Origin of the sequence: Sphingomonas sp. T1 (genome assembly GCF_902506585.1) — a bacterium.
Classification (GTDB): domain Bacteria; phylum Pseudomonadota; class Alphaproteobacteria; order Sphingomonadales; family Sphingomonadaceae; genus Sphingomonas; species Sphingomonas aerolata.
The window spans coordinates 2787364-2811849 of record NZ_LR733875.1 but is presented as its reverse complement, the minus strand read 5'-3'; the positions used below and the strand labels follow the sequence as shown (position 1 = coordinate 2811849).

Genomic DNA, 24486 nt, shown 5'->3' with positions numbered 1-24486 from the left:
ACGATCGCCCTGGTCATTCCTCGGGAGTGTCGCGCAGGGCGGCCTCGACCTCTTCGGCAGTAATTCCGAACGCGGCGGCCAGCGCGGCGATCGACGCGCCGCGTGCGGCGAGCGTGCAGATGCGGGCGGGGTCGACGATCGTCGTATAGCCGCGCGTGTCGCGTTCGGTCTTCGTTTCCTCGCCGCTACGCGCACGCGCGCCCGAGCGGCGGCGCTTCGCGATCTTGAGCGCTTCCTCGTCATTGGCGGGCGGCGCGTCGAGGCGCGCGCGGATCCGCTGCGCTTCCTCGACCCGGCGGGCTTCGCGCGCACGTTCACGGTCCTGCGAGAGCGCATCGCGTTGCGCGGCGCGCGCTTCGGCGCGCTGATCAGTCGCGGCGAGGTGGTCCTGGGCGCGCTGTTCCCGCTCGCGTGCACGCTCTTCAGCGCGGCGGGCAGCGCGATCCGCGGTGCCGGGCAGCAACGGGCCGGGGCCGCGATCGTTCAGCGGCCAGGCCGATGCGAGGCTGGATTTGGGGGGCGATTTCGGCGGGCCCCAGCCGTCGGTCATGTCATGTCCTGTCGTCACCGGTGCGCCGCGCACGACGCGAAAGCCGCGCTGCTATGCGATGGCGTCACCGGTGACAATCAGGCGGTCGGCTTAGGCGGGCACCGTTTCCAGCGCCGGATAGTCGATATAGCCCTCAGGGCCCTGGCTGTACCAGGTCTTCGGGTTATCCTGCGCCAGCGGTGCGCCGGTGCGCAGGCGCTCGGGCAGGTCGGGGTTCGCGATGAACGTCCGGCCGAAGCTGATCGCATCGGCATCGCCCTTGTCGAGCTCGGCCTGCGCCTTTTCGAGCGTGTCGTAATCCGAGTTCACGACCAGCACGCCCTTAAAGACCTTGCGGATCGCCGGGCTGAGCTTTGGCACGTCGGTCTTGCCGAAGGTGCCGTCGGGGCCGGGCTCGCGCAGCTCGAGGAAGGCGATGCCGAGATCGGACAGCGCCTTGGCGGCGGCGGTGAACAGAGGCTCGGGGTTGCTGTCGTCAACGCCCTGCGAATCGCCATTGGGCGAAAGGCGGACGCTGGTGCGATCGGCGCCGGCGACCGAGATCACGCGCTCGGTGACTTCGCGAAGCAGGCGAATGCGGTTCTCGATGCTGCCACCATAGTCATCGGTGCGGCTGTTCGCGTTGTCGCGCAGGAACTGGTCGATCAGATAGCCGTTCGCGGCGTGGATCTGGACGCCGTCGAACCCGGCCTCGAGCGCGTTCTTCGTCGCCAGCTCATAGTCGTTCAGCAGCCGCGGAATCTCGTTCAGCTCGAGCGGACGCGCGACCTCGAAATCCTTCTTGCCTTCGAACGTGTGCGCCTGGCCTTCGGTCTTGGTTGCGGACGACGAGACGGGCTGGCCGCCGATCACCGACGAATGGACCTGGCGGCCCATATGCCAGAGCTGCGCGATGATGCGGCCGCCGGCGGCGTGCACCGCTGCGGTGACGGGCTTCCACGCCTCGACCTGAGCCTGCGTCCACAGACCCGGCGCGAACGGCCAGCCCAGACCTTCGCGGCTGATGCCGGTGGCTTCCGAGATGATTAGGCCGGCGCTGGCGCGCTGCGTGTAATAGTCGACCATGAGGTCGGACGGGACGGCGTCCTTGTCCGAACGCCCGCGGGTGAGCGGCGCCATGAGGATGCGGTTGGGCGCTTCGACGGCGCCGAGCGTGATGGGATCGAAAAGGCTTGGCATGGGGGCTCCTTAATGCCTGACGGGGGCAAGATAGGACGCTACAGCGCGGCATGCATCGCCCCGCCCCGCAAAGAATATCTAGCGTGCCCGAAACGCCGACGGCGACGACGACCGGTGCCCCCGGCACGCTCGCGTTCGGCGCGCTGCTGATCGCCAATGTCGCGCTCGCATTCGGGCCGTGGTTCGTCCGCGCGACCGAGGTCGGACCGGTCGCGGCAGGATTCTGGCGGCTGACGCTGGCGGTGCCGTTTCTCGTCCTGCTCGCAGCGCAGCAGGGCGCGCGACCGACGCGGCTCGGGCGCGGCGTCTGGATCGGGCTGATCGCGGGCGGCGTGTGCTTTGCCGCGGATCTCGGCAGCTGGCATCTCGGCATCCTGCGCACCACGCTCGCCAATGCGACGCTGTTCGGCAATGCGGCGACGCTGATGTTTCCGATCTACGGGTTTCTCGTCGCGCGAACCTGGCCGACGCGGACGCAGGGCTGGGCGCTGATGCTAGCGGCGGCAGGTGCGGCACTGCTGCTCGGGCGCTCCTATCAGCTCGATACGAAGAACCTGGCGGGTGATCTGCTCTGCATCCTCGCGGGGCTGCTCTACACGGTGTATTTCATCCTGATGGCGCGCGCGCGGACGACGCTCGCCCCCTTGTCCGCGCTGGTGCTGTCGACCCTGGCGGGCATCGTGCCGCTGCTGGTGTTCGCGCTGGCGATGGGCGAGCGGATCGTGCCGGCGCAGTGGGGCCCGCTGATCGGGCTCGCGCTGTGCAGCCAGGTGCTGGGCCAGGGGTTGATGATCTATGCGCTCGGACGGTTTTCGCCGCTGGTGATCGGCATCGCGCTGCTGATCCAGCCGGTCGTCGCGGGAACGGTCGGCTGGCTGGTCTATGGCGAGCGGCTCGGCCTGCCCGATCTGGTCGGCGTCGTCATGGTGGCGATCGCGCTGGTGCTGGTCCGCCGGACCCCGGCCGATCGCCCCCCTATTGAAGAGGCGCTCGACACGCCTGATCTTGGACGGCAGGAGACGGTATGACCCAAGACCTCACGCTCGACGAAATCCGCTCGCTGCTCGCCCCCGGCATCGCCGCCAATGCGGCGTTCGACGGGTGGAGCGACGCGGCGCGCGACATGGCGGCGGACGCGGCGGGCATCGACCGCGACGTCGCCGCGCTCGCCTTCGAAGAGGGACCGGTCGACATGATCGACGCCTGGTTCGCCGATATCGACGTCGCGATGCTCGAAAGCGTGCCACCCGAACGGCTGTCGGCGATGAAGATCCGCGCCCGGATCGCCGCGCTGATCGAGGCCCGGCTGCAGGCGACCGCCGCCGACCGCGAATCGCTGCGCCGCGCGCTGGCGATCCTCGCCCTGCCGCAGAATCTGACCAAGGCGGGGCGGCTCGGCTGGCGGACGGTCGACACGATCTGGCGCGCCGCGGGCGACGTCGCGACCGATTATAATCATTATACCAAGCGGACGATCCTGCTCGGCGTCTATGCCGCGACGGTCACGGTCTTCCTCGACGACGACAGCGAGGGGTTTGCCGAGACGCGCGCGTTCCTCAGCCGTCGGATCGACGGCATCATGCGGTTCGAAACCGCAAAGTCGGGCTTTCTCAAGCGGACAGAGCATGGCTTCAGCCTGTCGCGGTTCGTCGGGCGGTTGCGCTATCCGGTGGCATGAGCCTGTCGCGGCGCGCCGTCACGCGGCGATGGAATGCACGCAATCTGCGTCAAGCGCGCGTGCCGGGGCTTCCCTTGGTGATCCGTTACTGATAATCAGTCGCATCATGGACACTCGCCCCGATCGTTCCGTCAGTCTCGAAACGCTGCCCCGCAAGCAGCATGGCATCGTTGCTGCGATCGACTGGGCCAAACTGGCAGGCCCGGAGGCACGCCGGTTGCGCGAACTGGGCTTTGACGAGGGTGTCGATGTCGAGGTTCTTCACCGCGCGACGCTGGGCCAGGGTCCGATCGCCTGCCGGATCGGCCGGATGACCGTCGCATTGCGGCGTGCGGTCGCAGGTGCGATTCGCGTATCACCCACGCCAGCCGCCGCAGAATAATCAGCCTGACATTATGAACGCAGCACCGCTGGTCGCGCTGGTCGGCAATCCCAATGCCGGCAAGAGCGCGCTGTTCAATGCGCTGACAGGTGCGCGGCAGAAGGTCGGCAATTATCCAGGCGTGACGGTCGAGCGCAAGGCCGGACGGCTGACGCTCGACGACGGCCGCCCGGTCGAGCTGGTCGACCTGCCGGGCGCCTACAGCCTCGAGCCATCGTCCCCCGACGAGCGCGTCACGCGCGACGTCGTCACCGGCACGCAGGACGGCGAACGCCTGCCCGACGCGCTGGTCGTGGTCGTCGATGCCGCCAATCTCGACAATCATCTGCGCTTCACGCTCCAGCTGATCGCGCTCGGCCTGCCCGTCGTGGTGGCGCTCAACATGGTCGATCTCGCCGAACGCGACGGGTTGAAACTCGATGCGGCGGTGCTTTCGCGAGAACTTGGCGTGCCGGTGATCCCGACCGTCGCGGTCCGCAAACGCGGGCTCGACGCGCTGCGTGCGATCCTGACGCAGACCGTCGTCAATGGTCCGATCCGGCTGCGCAAGTCGGATGGCAGCGTGCAGGACGACATCGTCACGCTGCAACGGCGCGCGCGCGACATCGCGACGGCCGCCACGTTGTCCGAGACACCGGTACGGCGCTGGACGCACATGCTCGACGCGGTCGCGCTGCATCCCATCGCCGGGCCGGTGCTACTGCTGGCGATCATGTTCCTGATGTTCCAGGCGGTCTTCAGCTGGGCGCAGCCGTTCATGGACCTGATCGACGGCGGCTTCACGGCGCTGCAGGCGTTCATCACGTCGGAGCTTCCCGATTCGCTGCTCCGGTCGCTGCTGGTCGACGGGGTGATCAAGGGCGTCGGCGCTGTGATCGTGTTCCTGCCGCAGATCCTGATCCTGTTCCTGTTCATCCTCGTACTCGAGGCGAGCGGCTACATGGTCCGCGCGGCGTTCCTGATGGACCGCGTGATGGCGAGCGTGGGGCTGTCGGGGCGCGCGTTCATCCCGCTGCTGTCGAGTTTCGCCTGCGCGATCCCCGGGATCATGGCGACGCGGACGATCGACGACGAGAAGGACCGGCTGACGACGATCCTGATCGCACCGCTGATGACCTGCTCCGCGCGGCTGCCGGTCTACACGCTGATCATCGGCGCGTTCATTCCCAACACGCAGGTGCTGCCGTTCGTCGGCCTTCAGGGGCTGGTGATGCTCGGGCTGTACGTGATGGGCATCGTCGGTGCGTTCGTCGCCGCGCTGGTGCTGCGCCGGACGGTCACCAAGGGCGTGTCGTCGGGCTTCATGATGGAGATGCCGAAATATCAGTGGCCGCAGTGGCGCGACGTCGGCATCGGCCTGTGGAGCCGCGCGCAGATCTTCCTGAAGCGCGCGGGCGGCATCATCCTGATCTCCACCGTCATCCTCTGGGTGATGCTGAGCTTCCCCAAGCCGCCCGAGGGCAGCAAGGTATCGCCGGTCGATTATTCGGCGGCGGGACGGATCGCCAATGGCATCGCCCCGGTGTTCGCGCCGATCGGCTTCAACCGCGACATCGTGCTCGCGCTGATCCCGGCGATGGCCGCGCGCGAGGTCGCCGTCGCGGCGATCGGCACCGTCTATGCGATCGACGATCCCGAAAGCAACCAGGGCGGGAAGGCGATGGTCGAGAATCTGCGTGGCCGCTGGACCCTGCCGACCGCGCTCGCCTTCCTGATGTGGTTCGTGTTTGCGCCGCAGTGCATCTCGACGATCGCCGTCACGCGTCGCGAGACGAACGGGTGGAAATGGCCGGCGTTCATGGTTGGCTATTTGTTCGCCGCCGCCTACATCATGGCCGGAATCACATATTGGCTGGCGGTGTTCGCCGGCCTCTGAGGGGCATCATGGCAGGCAGCGTCAACAAGGTCATCATCGTCGGCAATCTCGGCCGCGATCCCGAAAGCAAGCAGTTCCAGAACGGCGGCAAGGTCGTCAATCTGCGCATCGCGACGTCCGAGTCCTGGAAGGACAAGATGTCGGGCGAGCGCAAGGAAAAGACCGAATGGCATTCGGTCGCCATCTTCAACGAAGGCCTCGCCAACGTCGCGGAGAAGTATCTGCGCAAGGGCTCGAAGGTCTATATCGAGGGCGCGCTCCAGACCCGCAAATGGCAGGACGCGCAGGGCCAGGACAAGTATTCGACCGAGATCGTGCTGCAGGGCTTCAACAGCGTGCTGACGATGCTCGACGGCCCGAATGGCGGCCAGGGCGGCGGCGCAGGCGGTGGCGGTGGTAGCCGCGGCGGCGGCGACGACTGGGCCGGCGGCGGCAACGACTTTGGCGGCGGCTCGTCGGGCGGCGGCGGTTACGGCGGCGGCGGTGGCCGCTCGGCGCCGTCGGGTGGCGGCAGTGGCGGCGGCGCGCGCGGCGGCAGCTTTGGCCAGACCGGCGGGTTCTCGGACGATCTTGACGACGACGTGCCGTTCTAAGCGTCGTGACGCCACCCGTTTCGACTCCAGTAGCGCCGAGCGTGTTCGACGAGGCGGCGCGATCACGCGTCATCTCGTCCTACGATGTCGCGGGCGCGCGCATGCAGGGTGAGCTGGACGACATCGTGTCGTTCGCAGCCCGGTTGTGCGATGCGCCGATCGCGCTGCTGAGCCTGGTCGAGGAGGAATATCAGCGGTTCCTCTCACGCAGCGGCACCGATCTCGACCAGACGCCGCGGAGCCAGTCCTTCTGTGCGCATGCGATGCACCATCACGACGTGATGGAAGTGCCCGACGCGCAGGCCGATCCGCGGTTCGTGGACAACGCGCTCGTCACCGGTGCTCCGCATGTCCGCTTCTACGCGGGGGCGCCTCTGGTATCGAGCGAAGGCGTGCCGCTCGGCGCGCTGTGCGTGCTGGCGACGACGTCGCGGGCGGGGCTTACGCCGTTCCAGCGTGACGGGCTGACGCTGCTGGCCAAGGCGGCGATGGGGCGGCTCGACGATCGCCGGACCGCGCGCGAACAGGCCTTTGCCGAGGCGCGGGCGCGGCGTACGCTCGAGGCGAGCGATCTGCGGTTCCGGACGCTGGCCGACACGATGCCGCAGATGGTCTGGTCGACGCTGCCCGACGGCTTCCATGATTATTACAATGCGCGCTGGTACGAGTTTACCGGCACGACGCCCGGCACGACCGATGGCGAGGGCTGGAACGACGTGTTCCATCCCGAGGACCAGGACCGCGCCTGGACGATCTGGCGCCATTCGCTCGCGAGCGGCGAGCCCTATACGATCGAATATCGGTTGCGGCACCGGGACGGCACCTATCGCTGGGTGCTCGGCCGCGCGCTGCCCGTGCGCGACGACCAGGGCGCGATCACGCGCTGGTTCGGGACCTGCACCGACATCCACGAGCAGAAGCTCGCCTATGAAGAGCGCGAGGTGATCAGCCAGGAGCTGAGCCACCGGATCAAGAACATCTTCGCCGTCATCGCCGGACTCATCGCCTTTTCCGCGCGCGGCAAACCCGAATTTGCCGGGATCGCGACCGATCTGCGCCACCGCATCACGGCACTGGGCCGTGCACACGACTTCGTCCGCCCGCACAGCACCCAGTCGCGTCCGGAAGCCCCGCAGGACAGTCTGAAGGGCCTGCTGGGCGATCTGTTCGAACCCTATCGCGAGGATGGGACGGATCGTCTGATCGTGATCGGCGACGATGTGCGGATCGACGATCGTTCCGCGACCCCGCTCGCCCTGCTGTTCCACGAGCTTGCGACGAACGCGACGAAATACGGCGCGCTGTCGACTGTCGATGGGCATGTTGCGCTGACGATCGGGCATGACGAAGATGGCGCCACAGGCATGGTGCGCCTGATCTGGCGCGAGCAGGGTGGTCCGCCGATCGCACACCCGACGAGCCATAAGGGTTTCGGCAGTCAGCTGATCGAAATGAGTGCGGTTCGCCAGTTGGGCGGCACGGTGCGGCGCGACTGGCGTCCCGAGGGGCTGTGCGTCGAGATCGGGGTCCCCCTCCCCTCCTTCTGCCGCTGACCGCGCGGTCTCCCCGTCAGTTCCCGCGCCGTCGGATCTGGATCAGTTCGCTACCGCCGCGTAGCGCCTGACCCGTGGTCGCCAGTTCGGCGGCGGCGAGGATCGCGGCATCGTTGAACGGCTTGCGGATATAGCCGAGGCAATCGGCATCGCCGATCTGGCTGGGATTGGCGGTGACGAAGACGACCTTCACGCCGTGATCGCGCGCAATCGTCTCCGCAATCGACGGACCGGTCGGACCGTCGCGCAGATTGACGTCGACAAAGGCGAAGTCGCATCCCGCCGCAGCGACGAGCGCGCTTTCGCGATCCGCCGCGATCGCCACGACGTGATATCCGGCGTCGATCAGGATCCTTTCGAGATCCAGCGCGACGAAGATCTCATCCTCAACGATCATGGCGGTCTTGGTCATTGTCGTGGCAACCGTTGGCCGGGCTATCCGTTCCTTCGGTTTATTGATTTGAATCAAGAACGTGTAGCGAATTGAAACAAATAACCTGTGTTACCGGGGGAGCGCCCGGGTCATGCCCCCGGTTCGCCCCGCAACAGGAATACGGCGTGCTCGGCGAGCAGGTTGGCGGCCGCCGACGTCGTCTGCTTGTCGCCCGACAGGAACCAGGCGCCCTCGACGATCACGCCGCGCTGCCGGAGGAACGCACGGAAGTCGTCGATCGTGACGTGATGGATGTTGGGGGTGTCGTACCAGCTTTCGGGCAATTGCCGCGTGACCGGCATCCGCCCGCCCCACAGCAGTGACACCCGCACGCGCCAATGCGCGAAGTTGGGAAAGCTGACAAAGGCGCGCCGACCGATCCGCAGCAGATGGTCGAGCACCAGGTCGGGCGCGCGCGCGGTCTGCAATGTCTGGCTGAGGATCGCATAGTCGAAGCTGGCATCGGGATAGCCCTGCAGGTCGACATCGGCGTCGCCTTGGATCACCGACAGGCCGCGCCCTACCGCGGCCGCAACGTTGCCCGGATCAATCTCCAGCCCGCGCGCATCGACACCGCGCTCGTCGCGAAGCGCCGCCATCAGCGCGCCGTCGCCGCATCCGACGTCGAGCACGCGCGACCCACGGGCCACGTGATGCGCGATGATCCCCAGGTCGGCGCGCAGCGTCTCCTGCGGCGTCGGGGTGCTCATGCCCCTGCCCTCAGAAATCCGTCGACGACGCGGTTGAGTTCGGGCGCCTCGAGCAGGAACGCGTCATGGCCGTACGGGCTGCTGAGCTCGACGAAGCTGACCGGCGCGCCTGCGGCATTGAGCGCCTGAACGATGCTGCGCGATTCCGCGGTCGGATAGAGCCAGTCGGTGTCGAAGCTGACGAGGCAGAAGCGCGCCCTGGTCGCGCGAAAGGCGTTGGCGAGCAGCCCGCCATGCTCCTCCGCAAGATCGAAATAGTCCATCGCGCGTGTGATATAGAGATAGGAGTTGGCGTCGAACCGGTCGGTGAAGGCGAGCCCCTGATGCCGCAGATAGCTCTCGACCTGGAAATCGGCGTCAAAGCCGAACGACTTGGCATCGCGCGCCTGCAGCCGGCGTCCGAACTTCTCGGTCAGTCCCGCTTCCGACAGATAGGTGATGTGCGCCGCCATCCGCGCGACCGCGAGCCCCGCGGTCGGCGCGGACTCGTCGTGATAATCGCCGCCGCGCCAGTTCGGATCGGCCATCACCGCCTGACGGCCAACCTCGTGAAAGGCGATGTTCTGCGCGGTGTGGCGCGCGGTCGACGCGATCACGACACAGGCGCGGACGCGGTCGGGGAAGGTCGCGGGCCAGCTCAGCGCCTGCATCCCGCCCATCGATCCGCCGACCACTGCCTGCAGTACGTCGATGCCGAGATGGTCGAGCAGCATCGCCTGCGCGCGAACCATGTCGCGGATCGTGATGACCGGAAACCCCATCGCCCAGGCGCGCCCGGTCGCAGGGTTGATCGTCGCCGGTCCCGACGAGCCCATGCAGCTGCCGAGCACATTGGCGCAGACGATGAAATGCCGCGCGGGATCGATCGGTCGCCCCTCACCGACCATCCGCGTCCACCAGCCGGGCTTGCCGGTCCGGGGATGCGTCGAGGCGACATGCTGATCACCGGTCAGCGCATGACAGATCAGGACCGCGTTCGAGGCGTCGGCATTCAGCGTGCCATAGGTTTCATAGGCAATGTCGACCGGCGACAGCAGGACGCCGCCATCGAGCCGCAACGGTCCCGGCAAGGTCACGCGACGCGCCAGGCCGAAGCGCGCGTCGGTCGTCCGGTCGGGATCAATCGTGTCGAGCATGACGCGTCCGCTACCACAACCATTTGCCACTGCGCCACACCGACCGCTATGCCCCGCGGCCATGACAAACATCATGCCCGCACCCACGCCGAAGCCCTGGATCCTGGGGATCGCGCCGTACACGCCCGGTCGCTCGACGACCGATGATGGCCGCACGGTGATCAAGCTGTCGTCGAACGAGAACCCGCTCGGGACGAGCCCCGCGGCAAAGGCCGCGTTCGATGGCGCGGATCACACGCTCGAACGCTATCCCGACGCCAGCGCGACCGCGCTGCGCGAGGCACTGGCGGCGCATTACGATCTGGATCCGGCACGCGTGATCTATGGCACCGGATCGGACGAGATCCTGCATCTGGTCGCAGGCGCCTATGCGGGCCCCGGCGACGAGATCATCCATGTCCGCTACGGCTTTGCGGTGTACGAGATCGCGACGCGGCGCGTCGGCGCCGAGCCGGTCGTCGTCGACGACCGCGACTATGCAACCGATGTCGATGCGATCCTCGCCGCGGTCACCGAACGCACCCGCGTCGTGTTCGTCGCCAACCCGAACAACCCGACCGGCACGTTCACGCCGCGCGCCGAGATCGCCCGGTTGCACGCCGGCCTGCCGCGCTCGGTGCTGCTCGTGCTCGACCAGGCCTATGCCGAATATCTCAGCCCCGAGGAGGACGATGCCGGCCTCGCGCTGGCGATGACCGAGGCCAACGTGCTCGTCACGCGAACCTTCTCGAAGATCCACGGTCTGGCCGCCGAGCGGATCGGCTGGGGCTATGCCTGTGCGCCGATCATCGATGCGATGCACCGCATCCGCGCGCCCTTCAACGTCACGACGGCGGGCCAGGCGGCGGCGGTTGCGGCGCTGGCGGATACCGGCTTCGTCGATGCGACTCGCGCGCACAACGACCGCTGGCGCGGCTGGTTCGTCGAGCAGGTCGCTCAGATGGGCAATGCCGGCCTGCGCTGCGTGCCCTCCAAAGCGAATTTCGTGCTCGTCCTGTTCGAAGGCCAGCTGACCGCCGACTCGGCCTATCACGGGCTGATGGAGGCGGGGTATATCGTCCGCTGGCTGCCCGGACAGGGCCTTCCCAACGCGCTGCGCATCACGATCGGCACCGAGGATGAGACGCGCGGCGTGATCGCAGCGCTACGCGCGCTGGTCGAGCGGGGCTGATGCTGCCGTTCGCACGCGTCACGATTTTGGGACTGGGGCTGATCGGGTCGTCGATCGCGCGCGGCGTGCTGCAGGCGATGCCGACGGTGCGGCTCACCGGCTATGACGCCGATCCCGCGGTGCGTGCGACCGCGGACCGGCTCGAGCTGTGCCACGATATCGCCGACACCGCGGGCAGTGCGGTGATCGACGCCGATCTGGTGATCCTGTGCGTCCCCGTCGGCGCGATGGCGGCGGTCGCGGCGGAGTTTGCCGCGGACCTGCCCGCCGAAGCGATCGTCAGCGATGTCGGCAGCAGCAAGACCGAGGTCGCGCGCGTGCTGGCGGAGGCGCTGCCGGGTGCGACGGTGATCCCCGCGCATCCGGTCGCAGGGACCGAGCGCAGCGGGCCCGAGGCGGGGTTCGCGACGCTGTTCAACCATCGCTGGTGCATCGTCACGCCCCCCGAGGGCGCCGATCCGGCTGCGGTCGAGCGGGTCGCCGAATTCTGGCGGCGGCTGGGCGCGCAGATCGAGTTCATGGCCCCCGATCATCATGACCGGGTGCTGGCGATCACCAGCCATCTGCCCCATCTGATCGCCTACACGATCGTCGGTACCGCGAGCGATCTGGAAGAGGTCACCCAGTCCGAGGTGATCAAATATTCGGCGGGCGGCTTTCGCGATTTCACGCGTATCGCCGCGTCGGATCCAACGATGTGGCGCGACGTGTTCCTGACCAACCGCGAGGCGGTGCTCGACATGCTGCAGCGATTTTCGGAGGATCTGAGCGCGCTGCAACGCGCCATCCGCTGGGGCAAGGGCGACGAGCTGTTCGACCTGTTCACGCGCACGCGCGCGGTGCGCCGGTCGATCGTCGAACAGGGTCAGGACGACGACGCCGCCGATTTCGGCCGCACGCACGACTGACCCCGCTCGGAGCGCCGCCAGCGGCGTCAGCCGTCGAGCGCGTTCATCGCCGCATGGACGCGCGCCTCGGCCTCCTCGCGCTTGAGACCGGCGGGGACGACCTCGCCGAAGCGGAAGGTGATGACGCCCGCCCGCTTGGGCCCCTTGCGCGGCCAGACGGTGCCGCTGTCGCAGGCGATCGGGACCGTCGGCATGCCGAGCGCGCGGTAGAGGCCCGCAAAACCCGGCTTGAGCGGCGGATGCTCTCCCGGCGCGACCCGGGTGCCTTCGGGGAAGATCAGGACCGAGCGCCCGGTCGCCTTGGCCGCGATCGCCTCGCGCATCATGTTGCGCAGCGCCTTGGCCGACGCGTCGCGGTCGACGACGATCGCACCATAGCGCCGCGCCGCCCAGCCCCAGGCGGGGATGTCCGCCAGTTCGCGCTTGAGCACGATCGCCGGCCCGTCGAGCAGCGCCTGGAGCTCGAGTGTCTCGAACATCGCCTGGTGCTTGCAGGCGTAGAAGGCCGCGCCGTCGGGCCGCGTCCCCTCGATCCGGATCCGGATGCCGAGGATCCAGCGCGTCGCCCAGCGGTGGAACCGCGTCCACACCGTCGAATGGACGATCACCGCGCGCGACCCGAACAGTGCGCTGATCGGCACGGTCAGCACGATCGGCGCCGAGATACTGTAAAAGACGATCATGAAGACGATCGTTCGTAACCAGGCGATCATGCGCCAAATCCTATCCACAATGCGATCCGTCGCAGGATCAACTTGTTGTATTCGTTGACCAGCGTCCCAAGCCGCGGCGTGCCGGGGACGCCGTCGCCGAGCACCAGCACCCGCGGCCCGAGCACTGCGGCAAGCTCCATCTTGGCGCGCGGGACATGCCAGTCCGAGGTGACGAGGCGCACGGTGCGATAGTCGTGCGTCTTGACCCAGCGCGCGGTTTCCTCGGCATTCGACCGCGTATCCACCGCATCCGCGCCAAGATCGACGCAACAGGCGAACACGCTGGGCGAGGTGCGATATTCGAGTGCAAGGTCGATCGGGCGGACGCCCGGCGCGACTCCGGTCACCAGCATCCGCTTCGCCTGGCGGTCGCGCAGCAGCGCCAGACCGCGATCGATCCGCCCTGCCCCGCCGGTCGGCACGACGATCGCATCGGTGGTCGAGCCGTTGAGCGGCGGCGGCAGGAGTAGCATGAACGCGGCGAACCCCAGCGCCCAGACGAGCACACCGACACCCAGAAGGCGGACGATCAAAGGGTCGTCCTCATCGCGCGCACGATCGTCGCGCGCGCGGCGACCATCGCCAGCACGATGAACCCGATCGGCATCGCGCCCAGCGTGGCCCAGTCGGTCGAGGACAACCGCCCCCCGTCGAGCAGTTCGGAGCCCAGCCCCTGCAACCGGGTCATGATCAGCAAAATGACGGCGATCGCGACGCCGGCACCGGCCACGCCGCCGATCGCGGCGTCGATCGCCACCCGACGCTGGAAGAGACGCGCGACCTGCAGATCGGTCGACCCCAGCATGTGCATGACCTCGATCGTCGCGCGGTGCGTTTCAAGTCCCGCGCGCGCCGCCAGCACGACCACCGCTGCGGTCGCGCCGGCCATCAGCAGGACGATACCGAGCGCGAGCAGCGTCAGCGAACGCATCACCCCGCTGACGGGTGACATCCAGGTTTCGTGCCGGTCGACGCGCGCGGTCGGCGCGACGCCGCGAACCGCGCGCGCGACCGCAGCGACCGCGGCATCGTCCTGGCCGCCCAGATCGACGTCGATCATCGCCGGCACCGGCAGCCCCGGATCGGCGCCGTCGCTGCCGAGCCAGGGTCGCAACAGCCGCGTCAGCTCGGCGCGATCGACCGCGGCGACGCGGGTCACCTCCGGCAGCGTCCGCAGCGTCGCGAGGACGCGGGCGGCACTGGCGTCGCGCCGGACCGGGTCGCCGTCGATGATCTGGACCGTCAATCGCCCCGCCAGCTGACGATCGAGCGCGCGGGCGGCACCCGCGGTCCCCAGCCCCAGCGCGGCGGCAAGCATGGTGAGGAACAGCATGATCGCCATGACCCAGGTCATGGCACGGACGCCGCCGGCCTCGTCGAGCACGCGACGTTCGGATGCGCGGCTCATGGCTCGGCCCGGGGCGATGGGGGGTACTGCAACGACCCGGTCGGATCGAGCAACCGGCCGTGATCGAGCCGCATCATCTGCGCGGTCGGAATCCGGTTGAGAAGGTGCAGATCATGCGTCGCGACCACCACCGTCGTGCCGAGCTTGTTGAGCGATTCGAACAAATGCAGCAGCCGCTCGGCCATGTCGGGATCGACATTGCCGGTCGGCTCGTCCGCGACCAGCATCTCGGGCCGGGCGATCACCGCGCGGGCGATCGCGACGCGTTGCTGCTCACCGCCCGACAAGGTCGCCGGTCGTGCCTCGGCCCGTTCGGTCAGGCCGACCCAGGCGAGCATCTCCTCGACCGGTTGGCGCAGATCCGCCTCGGGCATACCCGCGACGCGCAACGGCAGAGCGATATTGTCCCAGGTCGACAGATGCGGGACGAGCCGGAAATCCTGGAACACCACGCCGATGCGGCGGCGGAACCCCGGCATCCGGTCACGCGGGAGCAGCACGGCATCCTCGCCGAACAGCCGGATCACGCCGCGGCTCGGGCGCTGGGCGAGATAGAGCAGCCGGAGCAGCGACGTCTTGCCCGCGCCGCTTGCGCCGGTCAGAAAGTAGAAGGCGCCGCTGCGCAGCGTGAACGAGATGTCGGACAGCGTTTCCGCGCCGGTGTCGTAGCGCAAGCCAACATTTTCGAACTGCACGATATTCGCCATGAAATTGGTCGCGCCCGCCCGAGTTCGCCTGTGCCGTGAGCCTCGCTTTCGCATGAAAGCGCGCGCGGCTTCAAGCTGGCGGCCATCTGCAGCGCGGCAGACAGCATCCGGGCGCATGATGCTTGCCACGAGCGGGGGCCACGTGCTTAGTTTGACGGCGAACGGCCCCGTCCCGCGGCCCGCAGTGAATCGTGCCCGATGATCCTCCAATGCCCCGAGTGCAGCACACGCTATCTGGTCCCCGACAGCGCAATCGGCACCGAAGGTCGGACCGTGCGCTGTGCCAATTGCCGCCACAGCTGGTTCCAGGCCGCGACGGACATCACGGCGCCCGACGCGCCAGCCGCCGCGGAGGCGATGCCTGCGGCCCCGCTGGGCTTCGCGCCCGCGCCGCCGTTCGGCGCGGCGTTCGACGCCGAGCCCGCCGCGCCCCCGGTCTGGCCCAATCCGGCGTGGCCCAATCCGTCCTCGCCCACCCCGTCCGGGGTTCCGATGTCTTCGCCGCCTTCGGCTGCGCAGACCGCCGACGATCTGCCGCCGCCGATCATCCGACCCTTTGCGCCATTGGTCGCCGCGCCGGCTGCCCCGCCCGCTGCCGCACCGGATGTCGAAGATGTGCAGGCCGTGCCGCCTGCGGCTGCGACGACCGTGTCCGCCACGACCACCGACAGCGCCGCTCCGTCCTCCTATGCGGGAAGCCGGAGCGACGCCGATTCCTATGAAGCATTCGCACATGCCCCGCCGTTCCGCGCACGGCGCAACACCACCCGGCTGTGGACGATCGGTGCGGTGGCGGCCGGGCTTCTGATGCTGCTGGGCGTCGCTGCGATCCTCTATGTCGGCGCGCCTGGCCTTGCGACGCAGCTGGGACTGGTGACGGGCGTGGACGAGACACCGCTGCGACTGCGCGACAATCCGATCGAGCGCCGCGAACTGGACAACGGATCCGAGCTGTTCGCGGTCAGCGGCCAGGTCACCAATCCCTCCGATTCGACGCAGCGCGTGCCCGACATCCGCGCCGAGCTGCGCGATGCGCAGGGCCGGATCGTGTATAGCTGGACGATCACCCCGCAAAAGCGGACGCTGACACCTGGCGCGGCGATCGATTTCAATTCCGCCAAACTCGACGTGCCGTCGAATTCGAAACGGCTCGAGCTGAGCTTTGCCGGCGAAAACGCCTCCTGATCCGGTTCCGCCGCCCCGACGCGGTGGCGGCATAGGGCCCTGCGACATGATTTTCTCGCAGCGGCGCGCATTCGATGGCGAAAGGGCGTTGCGGGATCGCAAAAGCCTTGCTAGTGGCACCGGCCTACCAGCTAGCCGGCTTGTCCGGTCAGTGTTTCACGTGCGGCCGTGGCGGAACTGGTAGACGCGCAACGTTGAGGTCGTTGTGGGCGAAAGCCCGTGGAAGTTCGAGTCTTCTCGGCCGCACCACTTTCCTCGTTTCTACCGACCCGGATCAGAACCACCCCCATGGGGGACATGACGGTCCGTCCTGCGGGATCCTGTCAAAGCGGAGCACGGCGATGGCCGATTCGATCGACGACCAGATCATCGAAACGCCCGATGGCCCGATGACGTTCGCGCAGTGGAAGAAGAAGCACCCCGTGCAGCTCCCGTCGCGCCGCACCAAGGGCAAGAAGCTTCCCAACAAGGTGAAGTTGACGACCGACGAGGTTTAGTCGCCGGTCGTCGTTGCCAGGCCCCTGGGAGGGGGGATGGGGACCTGACAATCGGGGTTTGACTCCAGCACCCGGGACAAAGTCACGAGCGATAGCGGCGCAACGAAGCGAAGCCCGAATCGGTTGCCACGCCGCCAGCAGATTGCCGCAAAAATCGCGAGTCCGCCGGGATCGACGACGAGCTGGGCCGCCTGCCCCTGTGAAAAATGCTCGCAGAGCGACGTCGCGACCTCGAGTTTCGCGCCACCGGTCGAGACGTCGACCAGCCGTGCAGCATACCAATACCCCTCGACATTCAGCCTGACTGGTGCCGAGACGACGAATCGCGGCGATCGGGCGGTCATCCCGGCGGCGTCGCGCGTCGCGAAGACGGGGTCGATCACATGCGGCTCGTCAAAATCGACTCCTGCGCGAAACCCGTCGACCCAGCGGACGGTGGCGCGAAGCAACGGCATGCCCCGCACCTTGATCTCGAGCGTCTCACCAAGCGCCGGCAGCGTGGTGAAGCGCGCCTTCAGACCGACGGTCGAAATGTCATGGACGAGACAGATCGAGCCGCGGTCGGCATGCATGACCCGGCCGATCAGCAGGACGGTCGCATGGCGTCGACCGGCACGCCGGTCGCGGTCCGCGGGCCGGCGCAGATCTGCTCCGCTCCCGCCGTCACCGCCGGTTTCGTCTCCTTCGTCAGGCCCCGAGAGCACGCGCCGTCTCCCCGCCGCCATGCGATCGGGAGGCGCGACGCGCGATCAGCACGCACCGCCCTTTCGGTGCGCGATCGCGCCATCTGGTGCTTGAGCCTGATCTGCCTTGCCGCACATTTGATATCCCCGAACGGTGTCGGCGAACCGTGCTAGGCGCGGCTTAACTAATTACTACAAAACCGAAATTACTGTAATACCATGCTGAATGCCGGTCAGCGTCGGGCGATCGCGGTGAGGTAGCCGGCGACCGCGTCATAGCCAGCTGCGCTCAGCGAGATTTCGATGCGACGCCGATCGGTCGGGTCGTTAACGCGGTCGATCAGCTTCAGCTTGTGAAGATGCTCGATCCAGCGTTGCGACGTGGTGACCGGTGCATCCGCCATCGCGACCAGCGCCTTGACGTTGGTCGGCCGGTGATCGCGGTGCGAAACGAACAATGCGACGAGCATGTCCCAGGCCGGCTCGTGAAACAATTCGCCCGGCAGGAAGCGACGGCGCAGTTTACGATGCGCCAGAATCTCCTTGGCCCGGGCGACGAGCATTTCCTCGCTGATCGGGCTCGTCGCATCCTCGGCCCGCTGGTCGACGACCCGCGATGCCCGCGCCGTGAACTCCTCGCTGACGGCGGCCAGCCTCGATCCCAGATCCTTGATCAAGTCGGCAACGGATTCGTCTTTCACCACATGCTCCCGGTCGCCCACAGGGTCTTAAGCCCATAATGATCCAAATATGGCGGCAGGCCGGCATAATGGTCAACATCATTCAGCTATCTGTTTTACCGCTCTATTCTTTTCGGTACACGCGATAGTCTCGGAACTCTCTTAAGATATGCAAAACGGTTTGAAATCTGTTCAGTTTGGTTGTGATTGGTGGCTTGCCCCGTGTGGGTTTTTGGGCTGCAACAGGTAGAATTTTGTACCAATGTGAAACCAATATAAGGTTTGATCGATTTTGCCCGCGTCTGGGATGATCCTCCGGCTCGGACGCCCTCCTCGGAGATACGCGATGAATGCTGCACGCACCTATGAGCTTCTGCAGGAAGCCTGTCGCGCGCTCGAACAGGCGGGCGATCATGCGATTGCGGCCTATGTCGGTGTCAGCATGGCGATGGTCGAGGAGAAGTACCTGGTCGGGCACGACCATCTCGACCCGATCGATCAGGACTAAAGCCAGCGCGGTTCCGCATGCCAAGGGCTTGTTATAGCCGCATGTCGGGCCGATGTCCGGACGTCACGCGTTGGCCGTATCAACCGTGCGAAAGGATGTCGTGCCCGCTTCCCTGCCTGCCTATCTGAACGCGATCGGGACTGCGGTCCCCGGCCATGACATTCACGAGGCGTTTATCCGCTGGGCGCGCGACCGGGTCGATGCCCGTTCGGCCAAGCTTTTCGATCGTATGGCGGGGCGATCGGGTATCGCGCACCGCTGGTCGGTCCTGCCCCCGACAAAGGCCATCGCGGTCGCGGACGGCGTCGACAGCGGCGACACGCAGCGGCTGCATGCCGGGTCTCCGGTCGACCCGGGCGGCTTTTACGCGATCGATCCGCATCCCGGCACCGCGGAGCGGATGGCCATCTATGCCGACGCCGCACCCGGTCTTGCCCTCGAGGCCATCGCCGCGCTTCAGGAAACAATCGCGCTCGGCACGATAACGCATCTGGTGGTGGCGAGCTGCACCGGGTTCGTCGCGCCCGGCATCGACCAGATCATCGCCCGCAGGCTCGCGCTGCCCGCGACGGTCGAGCGGCTGCTGATCGGGTTCATGGGATGCTATGCCGCGGTCGTCGCGCTCCGCAGCGCGCGGCATATCGTCCGGTCAGAGCCCGGTGCACGGGTGCTGGTCGTCACCGTCGAATTGTCCACGCTGCACCTGCAGGCGGTGTCCGAGATCGAGCCGCTGCTGGCGATGCTCCAGTTCGGCGACGGTGCCGCCGCGGCGCTGGTGACCAGCGATCCGAGCGGATTTGAACTCGAAGCACCGTTCGCCACCGCATTGCCCGACAGCGAGGCGCTGATCCGCTGGGACATCACTGACCAGGGCTTTGCGATGCACCTGTCGGGAGAAGTACCGGGGCGGATCGCGCAGGCGCTCGCCGATCCCGCCTTCCGTGCCGCAGCGAGCGGCGGACGCCCCGCCGATACGGTCGACGGATGGGCGGTCCATGCCGGCGGGCGATCGATCCTCGATGCGGTCGAGCATGCCCTGGCGCTCCCGGCGGATGCGCTCGACGCGTCGCGTGCGGTGCTGTCGGCGAACGGCAACATGTCGTCGGCGACGCTGATGTTCGTGCTGCAGCGGTTGCTCGCCGGGCCGGACATCGCGCGCGGCGTCGCGCTGGCGTTCGGCCCGGGTCTCGCAGCCGAGGGTATCGGCTTCCGAAGCGCACCGCGATGTTGACGACGCGGGCGCAAGCCGAGGAACTGATGGACGCCGACGACCTTTCGCCGGAAACCTATGCCGCGGTGGTCGCCGATCTTGCGAAGGTGAATGTCGTGACGATGGCGGCGCGTCCGACGCTTGCCTTTCTAAAGCGGGTCATCGCGGGCCGGACGCGGCTGAGGCTGCTCGATGTCGGGTTCGGCGATGGCGACATGCTGAGGACGATCGAGCGCTGGGCCCGCAGGCGAGGCGTGAACACCGAACTGGTCGGGGTCGACCTCAATCCCCGCAGCGAACAGGCCGCGCGCAGGCATACGGACGCGGGATCGACGATCCGCTATGTCACGGGGGATTACACCGATCTCGCCGGTCAGAGGGGCGCCGAACCCCGCTGGGACGCGATCGTCAGCAGCCTGGTCGCGCACCATATGAGCCATGCGCAACTGATCGCCTTCCTTCGGTTCATGGACACGCATGCGCGGTGCTGGCTGATCAACGACCTGCATCGCCACGGCTTTGCGCATCGCGGATTTCCGATTCTGGCACGGCTCGCGCGCTGGCATCCGATCGTGCGTCACGACGGGACGCTGTCGATCGCGCGGTCGTACCGGCCCGACGAATGGCCGGCGATCCTCGACGAGGCGGGGATCCGCGGTGCGCGCGTGTTCCGGGCGTTCCCGTTCCGACTGTGCGTCGAACGGCTGCGGTGACCGCGACGCGCGCGCTGATCGTCGGCGGCGGGCCGGCAGGGGCGGCGGTCGCGATCGAACTTGCACGCGCGGGCCTGCCGCATCTGTTGATCGAGCGTAGCCGCGAGACGGGCGACGCCTTGTGCGGCGGGTTCCTCAGCTGGCGGACGCTCGACACGCTGTCGCGGCTGGGAATCGATCCGGATCAGCTCAACCCGGCGCGAACGACGACCGTCCGGATCTTCGCCGGTAGCCGCGTCGCGCATGCCGCGCTGCCAAGGCCTGCACTATCGGTGTCGCGACGGCGACTCGACACCGTTCTGCTCGCCGCCGCGGTGGCGCAGGGCGCAGCGATCGAACGCGGGGTGACCGTCCGGGCGATCGAAGACGGCCAGGTGCGGACCGCCGATGGCGCGGTACTCGCCGCGCCCGCGCTGTTCCTCGCCAATGGCAAGTCGGATGTCCGCGGGACCGCACGGCCGGCAAGCGCCCGCGGCGCCGATCCGACGCTGGGGATACGCGTCCGCATCATGCCCCCGCCAGCGATGGCACGGGCGCTGGCGGGGCAGATCGACCTGTATCTCTTCGACCGGGGCTATGCCGGGCTTGCGATGCAGGAGGATGGCAGCGCGAACCTGTGCATGGCAGTACACCGCTCGCGGTTACAGGAGGCGGGAACGCCGGCGGATCTGCTCGCAGAGCTCGGCCGCGCGATACCGGCGCTCGGCGAATGGGTCGCCGCGATCGCGCCGGATGCGACGATCGATGCGATTGCCAACGTCCCCTATGGCTGGCGCCAGACGACGGGGCAGGCGGGGCAGTACCGGCTGGGCGACCAGGCGGGGGTGATCCCGTCGCTGGCCGGCGAGGGCATGGGCATCGCGCTGGCCAGCGGACTCGCCGCCGCGCGCGCCTATCGCACCGACGGGGCAGGGGGCGCAGCGGCATGGCAGCAGCAGCTGGCGCGCACGCTCGCGCGGCCGATCGGGGTAGCGGGCGCGGTGCGCCGGGTGGCCGAAAGCCGCGGTGCAGCCCGGCTTATCTCCTTCGCGCATCCTGCACTGATCCGAATGCTCGCGCAGGCGACGCGGATCGGCGCGTGACGCGCCGTCGCGCGGCGATGAATGCTGTCGACGAAACGCCGGGCGGAGTGCGCGTGCCGCGGGCGTACACGCGAACCGCTTGTCGGCGCCGCGGTTAAGGCGTATTTCGTCGACCCTTCATGGCTCGCGCGCGTCCCGCTTCCCGCCCCTCTCGGCCTCGCTCCTCATGGCGCCGCCGGTTTGTCCTCCTCCTGAAGGTTCTCGCCGGTATTGCCATCCTCGCGCTCGGCGCGCTGGTGATCGCGATCTATATCGCCCGCGCGCAGCTGCCGAGCTTCGAAAGCCTCAAATCCTCGCCCAACGGCCAGATGATCCGGGTACATGCCGCCGATGGCAGCGTGATCGTGTCGATGGGGCCGAGTTTCGGCGAATGGCTTTCCTATGGCCAGATCCCCGCGGTGATGCGCGACGCGACCGTCGCGGTCGAGGATCGGCGCTTTCGCTCACATCTCGGCGTCGATCCGGTCGGGATCGCACGGTCGGTCAAGGTCCGGTTCGATCGCGGGCGCTGGACGCAGGGCGGGTCGACGATCACGCAGCAATTGGCGCGCAACGTCTTCCTGAACAACCAGAAGAAGTTCGGGCGCAAGTTCCGCGAGTGGATCCTGGCGTTCGCGCTCGAGCGCAAGTTCAGCAAGGACCAGATCCTCGAACTCTACCTTAACAAGGTCTATTATGGCGGCGGCGCCTACGGAATCGACGCCGCGTCGCGCAAGTTCTTCGGCCACGGGGCGGACCGCCTGTCGTTGGCCGAAGCGGCGGTAATCGCCGGGCTCGTCAAGGCACCGTCCAACTATTCGCCGACTGCCGATGCCGAGGCGGCGATGGGCCGTGCGGGCGTCGTGCTGAAGACGATGGCGGAAACCGGCGTCATCAGCGCGGGCGAGGCCGCCGATGCCGATGTGCAGGGGCTCAAACTGGCACCCGAGCCGAAGCAGAACAGCGTCCGCTACTTCACCGACTGGGCCTTGCCGCAGCTCGACACGCTGATTGACGAGACCGAGGCGCCGCTCGAGGTGTGGACGACGCTCGACCTGTCGATGCAGCGCGATGCCGATGCCGCGATCCGGGCGAATGCCCCCCCGGGTGCGCAAGGCGCGCTGGTGTCGCTCGACCGCGATGGCGCGGTCAAGGCGATGGTCGGCGGCAAGGACTATGTCTCGTCGATCTACAACCGCGCGACGCAGGCGGTCCGCCAGCCGGGTTCGGCGTTTAAGCTGTTCGTGTATCTCGCCGCGCTCGAGGCCGGGCACAAGCCCGAGGATTCGATCGTCGACGAACCCGTGACGATCGATGGATGGAGCCCGCGCAACGATTCGCGGCGCAATTCCGGCGCCGTCAGCCTGCGCACGGCCTTTGCCTATTCGCTGAACACCGTCGCGGCCAAGCTGGGGCAGGAGGTCGGTTTCACGACGGTCGCGGACATGGCGCGGCGGTTCGGGATCACGACGACGGTCAACACGCATCCCTCGATGGTGCTGGGCACGTCGGAGGTCCGCGTGATCGACATGACGCGTGCCTTTGCCAGCGTCGCGAGCAAGGGCGTCGCGGTGACCCCCTATGGCATCACCCGCGTGACCGCGAACGGCCAGACGATCTACACGCATGAGGTCGATCGCAGCCACGTCCTCGTCGCCCCCTATGTCGCCGCCGAGATGACCGACCTGTTGCAGACCGCGGTCAACACCGGTACCGGCCGCGCCGCGCAGATCGGCCGCCCGGTGGCGGGCAAGACGGGAACGACCAGTTCGTCGAAGGATGGCTGGTTCCTCGGCTTCTCCAGCGGCATCACCACCGGCGTGTGGATGGGTCGCGACGATGCCAAGCCGATCTCGGGACTGCACGGCGGTACGGCGCCGGCGCGCGCTTGGGCGGCATTCATGAAGCCCGCCACGGCCAATCGCCCGATCGAGCAGTTCGAGACGCAGGTGACCCTGCCCGAATGGCAGCTCGAACCCGATGAGGAGAGCTATTTCGGCCAGCCCGACAACGGCCAGATGATGGTCGACGAGAATGGCAATCCGATCGAGCCTGGCGGTGTTCCGGATATGCCGAGCGATGCCCCGGCGGGTGAGCCGATACCGCGCCCCGATGCGGACCCGTCCGACCAGACACCGCCGGTGCCGCAGCAGCAGTTGAACCAGGACTGGATCGACAGGGTGACGGGCCGGGACGCACCACGGCGCGATCCCGCCGCGCCGCAGCCGCGCGCGCCCCAGCGGGACTGGTCACGCGAGAGTTCGCGCGACCGCTTTCAGGACGATCGACCGACCCAGTGAAGCGCCGCGCCATGCGTGCGTAGCCAGACGCGCGCAGGGGTGGGGTCCTCACCATAGAGATCGGCGACGAGCGCGTGGAAGGCGGGCGCGTGGTTCATGTGGACGCGGTGGGCGACCTCGTGCGCCACCGTTGCCCGCCGCACGAAGCCGGGGGCGAGGATCAGCCGCCAGCTGTAGCGGATCACCCCGCTCGACGCGCAGCTCCCCCAGCGGCCCCTGGCATCGCCGATCGCGACCTGCGTGACGCTGACCCCAGCCTTGGCGGCATATTCGGCGGTTTCCTGGTCCAGCAGGCCCAGCGCGGTACGCTTGAGCCATGCCTCGACACGGCGCGGAATCGTCTCGACGGGGCCGGACAGCGACAGGATCGCGCCGTCGCGGACCACCGTGCGGCGGCTGCCCGGGGTCCACGCGATCGTCACCGGCTCATCGGCGACCATCACGACCGCACCGGGAACGAAGGGCTGCGGCTGCGGCAGACGCGCGCGCTGCTCGGCGATCCAGTCCGCCTTCTCCTCCGCCCAGGCCAGTGCCTGCTTCAGCGCCGCCCGCTTGGGCAGGACGAGCTTGGCACGGCCGCTGGCGGGATCGATCGACAACCGAGCCCTGCGCGCGCGCGCATGCCGGATGATCTCGAGGCCGTCGATCACCG

At 67.8% G+C, this 24486-nt stretch carries 27 protein-coding genes and 1 tRNA gene; 16 read left to right on the top strand and 12 right to left on the bottom strand.

Annotated features, from left to right (window positions below; translation table 11 throughout):
* Window positions 1-13 precede the first annotated feature (13 nt).
* On the bottom strand, window positions 14-550 hold the full coding sequence (locus GV027_RS12770; protein ID WP_236559205.1) for a hypothetical protein: 537 nt from the start codon (window positions 548-550) through the stop codon (window positions 14-16).
* Window positions 551-640: 90 nt separating this feature from the next.
* Entirely contained in the window at window positions 641-1729 is a 1089-nt protein-coding gene (locus GV027_RS12765; RefSeq protein WP_107931028.1) for an alkene reductase, read from the bottom strand.
* A 50-nt stretch (window positions 1730-1779) separates the two neighbouring features.
* On the opposite strand from GV027_RS12765, the gene GV027_RS12760 reads away from it, so the two are divergent.
* From GV027_RS12760 to GV027_RS12735, 6 genes are all read left to right on the top strand, one after another.
* Window positions 1780-2757 carry a DMT family transporter gene (locus GV027_RS12760; protein WP_107931030.1) on the top strand — a complete coding sequence of 326 codons (978 nt, stop codon included), beginning with the start codon at window positions 1780-1782 and terminating at the stop codon, window positions 2755-2757.
* Window positions 2754-3407: a COQ9 family protein gene (locus GV027_RS12755; protein ID WP_031439775.1), complete on the top strand. Its 654-nt coding sequence runs from the start codon at window positions 2754-2756 to the stop codon at window positions 3405-3407. Before GV027_RS12760 ends, GV027_RS12755 begins: the two co-directional genes overlap by 4 nt.
* A gap of 106 nt (window positions 3408-3513) precedes the next feature.
* Window positions 3514-3789 (top strand): FeoA family protein, encoded by a 276-nt coding sequence (locus GV027_RS12750; RefSeq protein WP_159512095.1) that lies wholly within the window; start codon window positions 3514-3516, stop codon window positions 3787-3789.
* A gap of 13 nt (window positions 3790-3802) precedes the next feature.
* Entirely contained in the window at window positions 3803-5665 is a 1863-nt protein-coding gene (gene feoB, locus GV027_RS12745) for a ferrous iron transport protein B (RefSeq protein ID WP_159512094.1), read from the top strand.
* Between the two features lie 8 nt (window positions 5666-5673).
* Window positions 5674-6258: a single-stranded DNA-binding protein gene (gene ssb, locus GV027_RS12740; protein WP_056406676.1), complete on the top strand. Its 585-nt coding sequence runs from the start codon at window positions 5674-5676 to the stop codon at window positions 6256-6258.
* Between the two features lie 101 nt (window positions 6259-6359).
* On the top strand, window positions 6360-7811 hold the full coding sequence (locus tag GV027_RS12735) for a sensor histidine kinase (RefSeq protein WP_107931475.1): 1452 nt from the start codon (window positions 6360-6362) through the stop codon (window positions 7809-7811).
* Window positions 7812-7827: 16 nt separating this feature from the next.
* Here GV027_RS12735 and GV027_RS12730 read toward each other — a convergent pair whose 3' ends face one another.
* From GV027_RS12730 to metX, 3 genes are all read right to left on the bottom strand, one after another.
* Window positions 7828-8223 carry a response regulator gene (locus GV027_RS12730; RefSeq protein WP_159512093.1) on the bottom strand — a complete coding sequence of 132 codons (396 nt, stop codon included), beginning with the start codon at window positions 8221-8223 and terminating at the stop codon, window positions 7828-7830.
* A gap of 110 nt (window positions 8224-8333) precedes the next feature.
* On the bottom strand, window positions 8334-8954 hold the full coding sequence (gene metW, locus GV027_RS12725; protein ID WP_159512092.1) for a methionine biosynthesis protein MetW: 621 nt from the start codon (window positions 8952-8954) through the stop codon (window positions 8334-8336).
* A complete protein-coding gene (gene metX / locus GV027_RS12720) occupies window positions 8951-10090 on the bottom strand; it encodes a homoserine O-acetyltransferase MetX (protein WP_056673248.1) in 1140 nt (379 codons plus the stop codon). The genes metW and metX overlap by 4 nt, the downstream gene beginning before the upstream one ends.
* A 73-nt stretch (window positions 10091-10163) precedes the next feature.
* On the opposite strand from metX, the gene hisC reads away from it, so the two are divergent.
* Window positions 10164-11261: a histidinol-phosphate transaminase gene (hisC, locus tag GV027_RS12715; RefSeq protein WP_159512897.1), complete on the top strand. Its 1098-nt coding sequence runs from the start codon at window positions 10164-10166 to the stop codon at window positions 11259-11261.
* Window positions 11261-12169, top strand: coding sequence for a prephenate/arogenate dehydrogenase family protein (locus GV027_RS12710; RefSeq protein ID WP_159512091.1), 909 nt, complete (start codon window positions 11261-11263; stop codon window positions 12167-12169). Before hisC ends, GV027_RS12710 begins: the two co-directional genes overlap by 1 nt.
* A 26-nt stretch (window positions 12170-12195) precedes the next feature.
* On the opposite strand, the gene GV027_RS12705 is transcribed toward GV027_RS12710, so the two are convergent.
* Genes GV027_RS12705 through ftsE form a run of 4 tightly spaced genes read right to left on the bottom strand, consistent with a single transcriptional unit; the run spans window position 12196 to window position 14997 of the window.
* Entirely contained in the window at window positions 12196-12882 is a 687-nt protein-coding gene (locus GV027_RS12705) for a lysophospholipid acyltransferase family protein (protein ID WP_056406671.1), read from the bottom strand.
* Entirely contained in the window at window positions 12879-13415 is a 537-nt protein-coding gene (locus GV027_RS12700; protein WP_031393671.1) for a YdcF family protein, read from the bottom strand. The genes GV027_RS12705 and GV027_RS12700 overlap by 4 nt, the downstream gene beginning before the upstream one ends.
* The gene (locus GV027_RS12695) at window positions 13412-14290 is read right to left on the bottom strand and encodes a cell division protein FtsX (protein WP_082446879.1); all 879 of its coding nucleotides are present in this window, start codon (window positions 14288-14290) and stop codon (window positions 13412-13414) included. Before GV027_RS12695 ends, GV027_RS12700 begins: the two co-directional genes overlap by 4 nt.
* Window positions 14287-14997, bottom strand: coding sequence for a cell division ATP-binding protein FtsE (gene ftsE, locus GV027_RS12690; RefSeq protein ID WP_056406665.1), 711 nt, complete (start codon window positions 14995-14997; stop codon window positions 14287-14289). The genes GV027_RS12695 and ftsE overlap by 4 nt, the downstream gene beginning before the upstream one ends.
* Before the next feature lie 198 nt (window positions 14998-15195).
* Between ftsE and GV027_RS21480 the strand changes: the two genes are divergently transcribed.
* The 3 genes from GV027_RS21480 (at window position 15196) to GV027_RS21260 (ending at window position 16679) form a co-directional block, all read left to right on the top strand.
* The gene (locus GV027_RS21480) at window positions 15196-16182 is read left to right on the top strand and encodes an MJ0042-type zinc finger domain-containing protein (RefSeq protein ID WP_236559204.1); all 987 of its coding nucleotides are present in this window, start codon (window positions 15196-15198) and stop codon (window positions 16180-16182) included.
* A gap of 162 nt (window positions 16183-16344) precedes the next feature.
* Window positions 16345-16431: transfer RNA gene (locus GV027_RS12675), tRNA-Leu, on the top strand.
* 92 nt (window positions 16432-16523) lie between these two features.
* Entirely contained in the window at window positions 16524-16679 is a 156-nt protein-coding gene (locus GV027_RS21260; RefSeq protein WP_166746558.1) for a hypothetical protein, read from the top strand.
* Here the strand turns inward: GV027_RS21260 and GV027_RS12670 are convergent.
* Both GV027_RS12670 and GV027_RS12665 read right to left on the bottom strand, forming a co-directional pair.
* Window positions 16676-17383, bottom strand: coding sequence for a PilZ domain-containing protein (locus tag GV027_RS12670; protein ID WP_159512090.1), 708 nt, complete (start codon window positions 17381-17383; stop codon window positions 16676-16678). The two genes, GV027_RS21260 and GV027_RS12670, sit on opposite strands and share 4 nt — an antisense overlap.
* Window positions 17384-17595: 212 nt before the next feature.
* Complete coding sequence (locus GV027_RS12665; RefSeq protein ID WP_031395526.1) at window positions 17596-18063, bottom strand: hypothetical protein; 468 nt, start codon at window positions 18061-18063, stop codon at window positions 17596-17598.
* 325 nt (window positions 18064-18388) lie between these two features.
* Here GV027_RS12665 and GV027_RS12660 point away from each other — a divergent pair, with 325 nt between their 5' ends.
* The 5 genes from GV027_RS12660 (at window position 18389) to GV027_RS12640 (ending at window position 23834) form a co-directional block, all read left to right on the top strand.
* Entirely contained in the window at window positions 18389-18550 is a 162-nt protein-coding gene (locus GV027_RS12660; RefSeq protein WP_156360361.1) for a hypothetical protein, read from the top strand.
* A 100-nt stretch (window positions 18551-18650) separates the two neighbouring features.
* Entirely contained in the window at window positions 18651-19781 is a 1131-nt protein-coding gene (locus GV027_RS12655; RefSeq protein ID WP_443029534.1) for a type III polyketide synthase, read from the top strand.
* The gene (locus GV027_RS12650) at window positions 19775-20473 is read left to right on the top strand and encodes a methyltransferase domain-containing protein (protein WP_159512088.1); all 699 of its coding nucleotides are present in this window, start codon (window positions 19775-19777) and stop codon (window positions 20471-20473) included. The genes GV027_RS12655 and GV027_RS12650 overlap by 7 nt, the downstream gene beginning before the upstream one ends.
* Window positions 20470-21555 (top strand): NAD(P)/FAD-dependent oxidoreductase, encoded by a 1086-nt coding sequence (locus tag GV027_RS12645; protein WP_236559203.1) that lies wholly within the window; start codon window positions 20470-20472, stop codon window positions 21553-21555. Before GV027_RS12650 ends, GV027_RS12645 begins: the two co-directional genes overlap by 4 nt.
* A 119-nt stretch (window positions 21556-21674) precedes the next feature.
* Window positions 21675-23834, top strand: coding sequence for a transglycosylase domain-containing protein (locus GV027_RS12640; protein WP_159512086.1), 2160 nt, complete (start codon window positions 21675-21677; stop codon window positions 23832-23834).
* On the opposite strand, the gene GV027_RS12635 is transcribed toward GV027_RS12640, so the two are convergent.
* Window positions 23810-24484 (bottom strand): M48 family metallopeptidase, encoded by a 675-nt coding sequence (locus GV027_RS12635; RefSeq protein ID WP_159512085.1) that lies wholly within the window; start codon window positions 24482-24484, stop codon window positions 23810-23812. The genes GV027_RS12640 and GV027_RS12635 overlap by 25 nt on opposite strands.
* Window positions 24485-24486 lie beyond the last annotated feature (2 nt).

Bases quoted from the DNA above. Each gene is read 5' to 3' on its own strand.
- GV027_RS12640 (WP_159512086.1), top strand. From the start codon at position 21,675: ATGGCTCGCGCGCGTCCCGCTTCCCGCCCCTCTCGGCCTCGCTCCTCA.
- ftsE (WP_056406665.1), bottom strand. From the start codon at position 14,997: ATGGCGAATATCGTGCAGTTCGAAAATGTTGGCTTGCGCTACGACACC.
- metW (WP_159512092.1), bottom strand. From the start codon at position 8,954: ATGAGCACCCCGACGCCGCAGGAGACGCTGCGCGCCGACCTGGGGATC.
- metX (WP_056673248.1), bottom strand. From the start codon at position 10,090: ATGCTCGACACGATTGATCCCGACCGGACGACCGACGCGCGCTTCGGC.
- GV027_RS12750 (WP_159512095.1), top strand. From the start codon at position 3,514: ATGGACACTCGCCCCGATCGTTCCGTCAGTCTCGAAACGCTGCCCCGC.
- GV027_RS12765 (WP_107931028.1), bottom strand. From the start codon at position 1,729: ATGCCAAGCCTTTTCGATCCCATCACGCTCGGCGCCGTCGAAGCGCCC.
- hisC (WP_159512897.1), top strand. From the start codon at position 10,164: ATGCCCGCACCCACGCCGAAGCCCTGGATCCTGGGGATCGCGCCGTAC.
- GV027_RS12730 (WP_159512093.1), bottom strand. From the start codon at position 8,223: ATGACCAAGACCGCCATGATCGTTGAGGATGAGATCTTCGTCGCGCTG.
- GV027_RS12660 (WP_156360361.1), top strand. From the start codon at position 18,389: ATGAATGCTGCACGCACCTATGAGCTTCTGCAGGAAGCCTGTCGCGCG.
- GV027_RS12760 (WP_107931030.1), top strand. From the start codon at position 1,780: ATGCATCGCCCCGCCCCGCAAAGAATATCTAGCGTGCCCGAAACGCCG.
- GV027_RS12710 (WP_159512091.1), top strand. From the start codon at position 11,261: ATGCTGCCGTTCGCACGCGTCACGATTTTGGGACTGGGGCTGATCGGG.
- GV027_RS12650 (WP_159512088.1), top strand. From the start codon at position 19,775: ATGTTGACGACGCGGGCGCAAGCCGAGGAACTGATGGACGCCGACGAC.
- GV027_RS12770 (WP_236559205.1), bottom strand. From the start codon at position 550: ATGACCGACGGCTGGGGCCCGCCGAAATCGCCCCCCAAATCCAGCCTC.
- GV027_RS12755 (WP_031439775.1), top strand. From the start codon at position 2,754: ATGACCCAAGACCTCACGCTCGACGAAATCCGCTCGCTGCTCGCCCCC.
- GV027_RS12735 (WP_107931475.1), top strand. From the start codon at position 6,360: ATGCAGGGTGAGCTGGACGACATCGTGTCGTTCGCAGCCCGGTTGTGC.
- GV027_RS21260 (WP_166746558.1), top strand. From the start codon at position 16,524: ATGGCCGATTCGATCGACGACCAGATCATCGAAACGCCCGATGGCCCG.
- GV027_RS12705 (WP_056406671.1), bottom strand. From the start codon at position 12,882: ATGATCGCCTGGTTACGAACGATCGTCTTCATGATCGTCTTTTACAGT.
- feoB (WP_159512094.1), top strand. From the start codon at position 3,803: ATGAACGCAGCACCGCTGGTCGCGCTGGTCGGCAATCCCAATGCCGGC.
- GV027_RS21480 (WP_236559204.1), top strand. From the start codon at position 15,196: ATGATCCTCCAATGCCCCGAGTGCAGCACACGCTATCTGGTCCCCGAC.
- ssb (WP_056406676.1), top strand. From the start codon at position 5,674: ATGGCAGGCAGCGTCAACAAGGTCATCATCGTCGGCAATCTCGGCCGC.
- GV027_RS12695 (WP_082446879.1), bottom strand. From the start codon at position 14,290: ATGAGCCGCGCATCCGAACGTCGCGTGCTCGACGAGGCCGGCGGCGTC.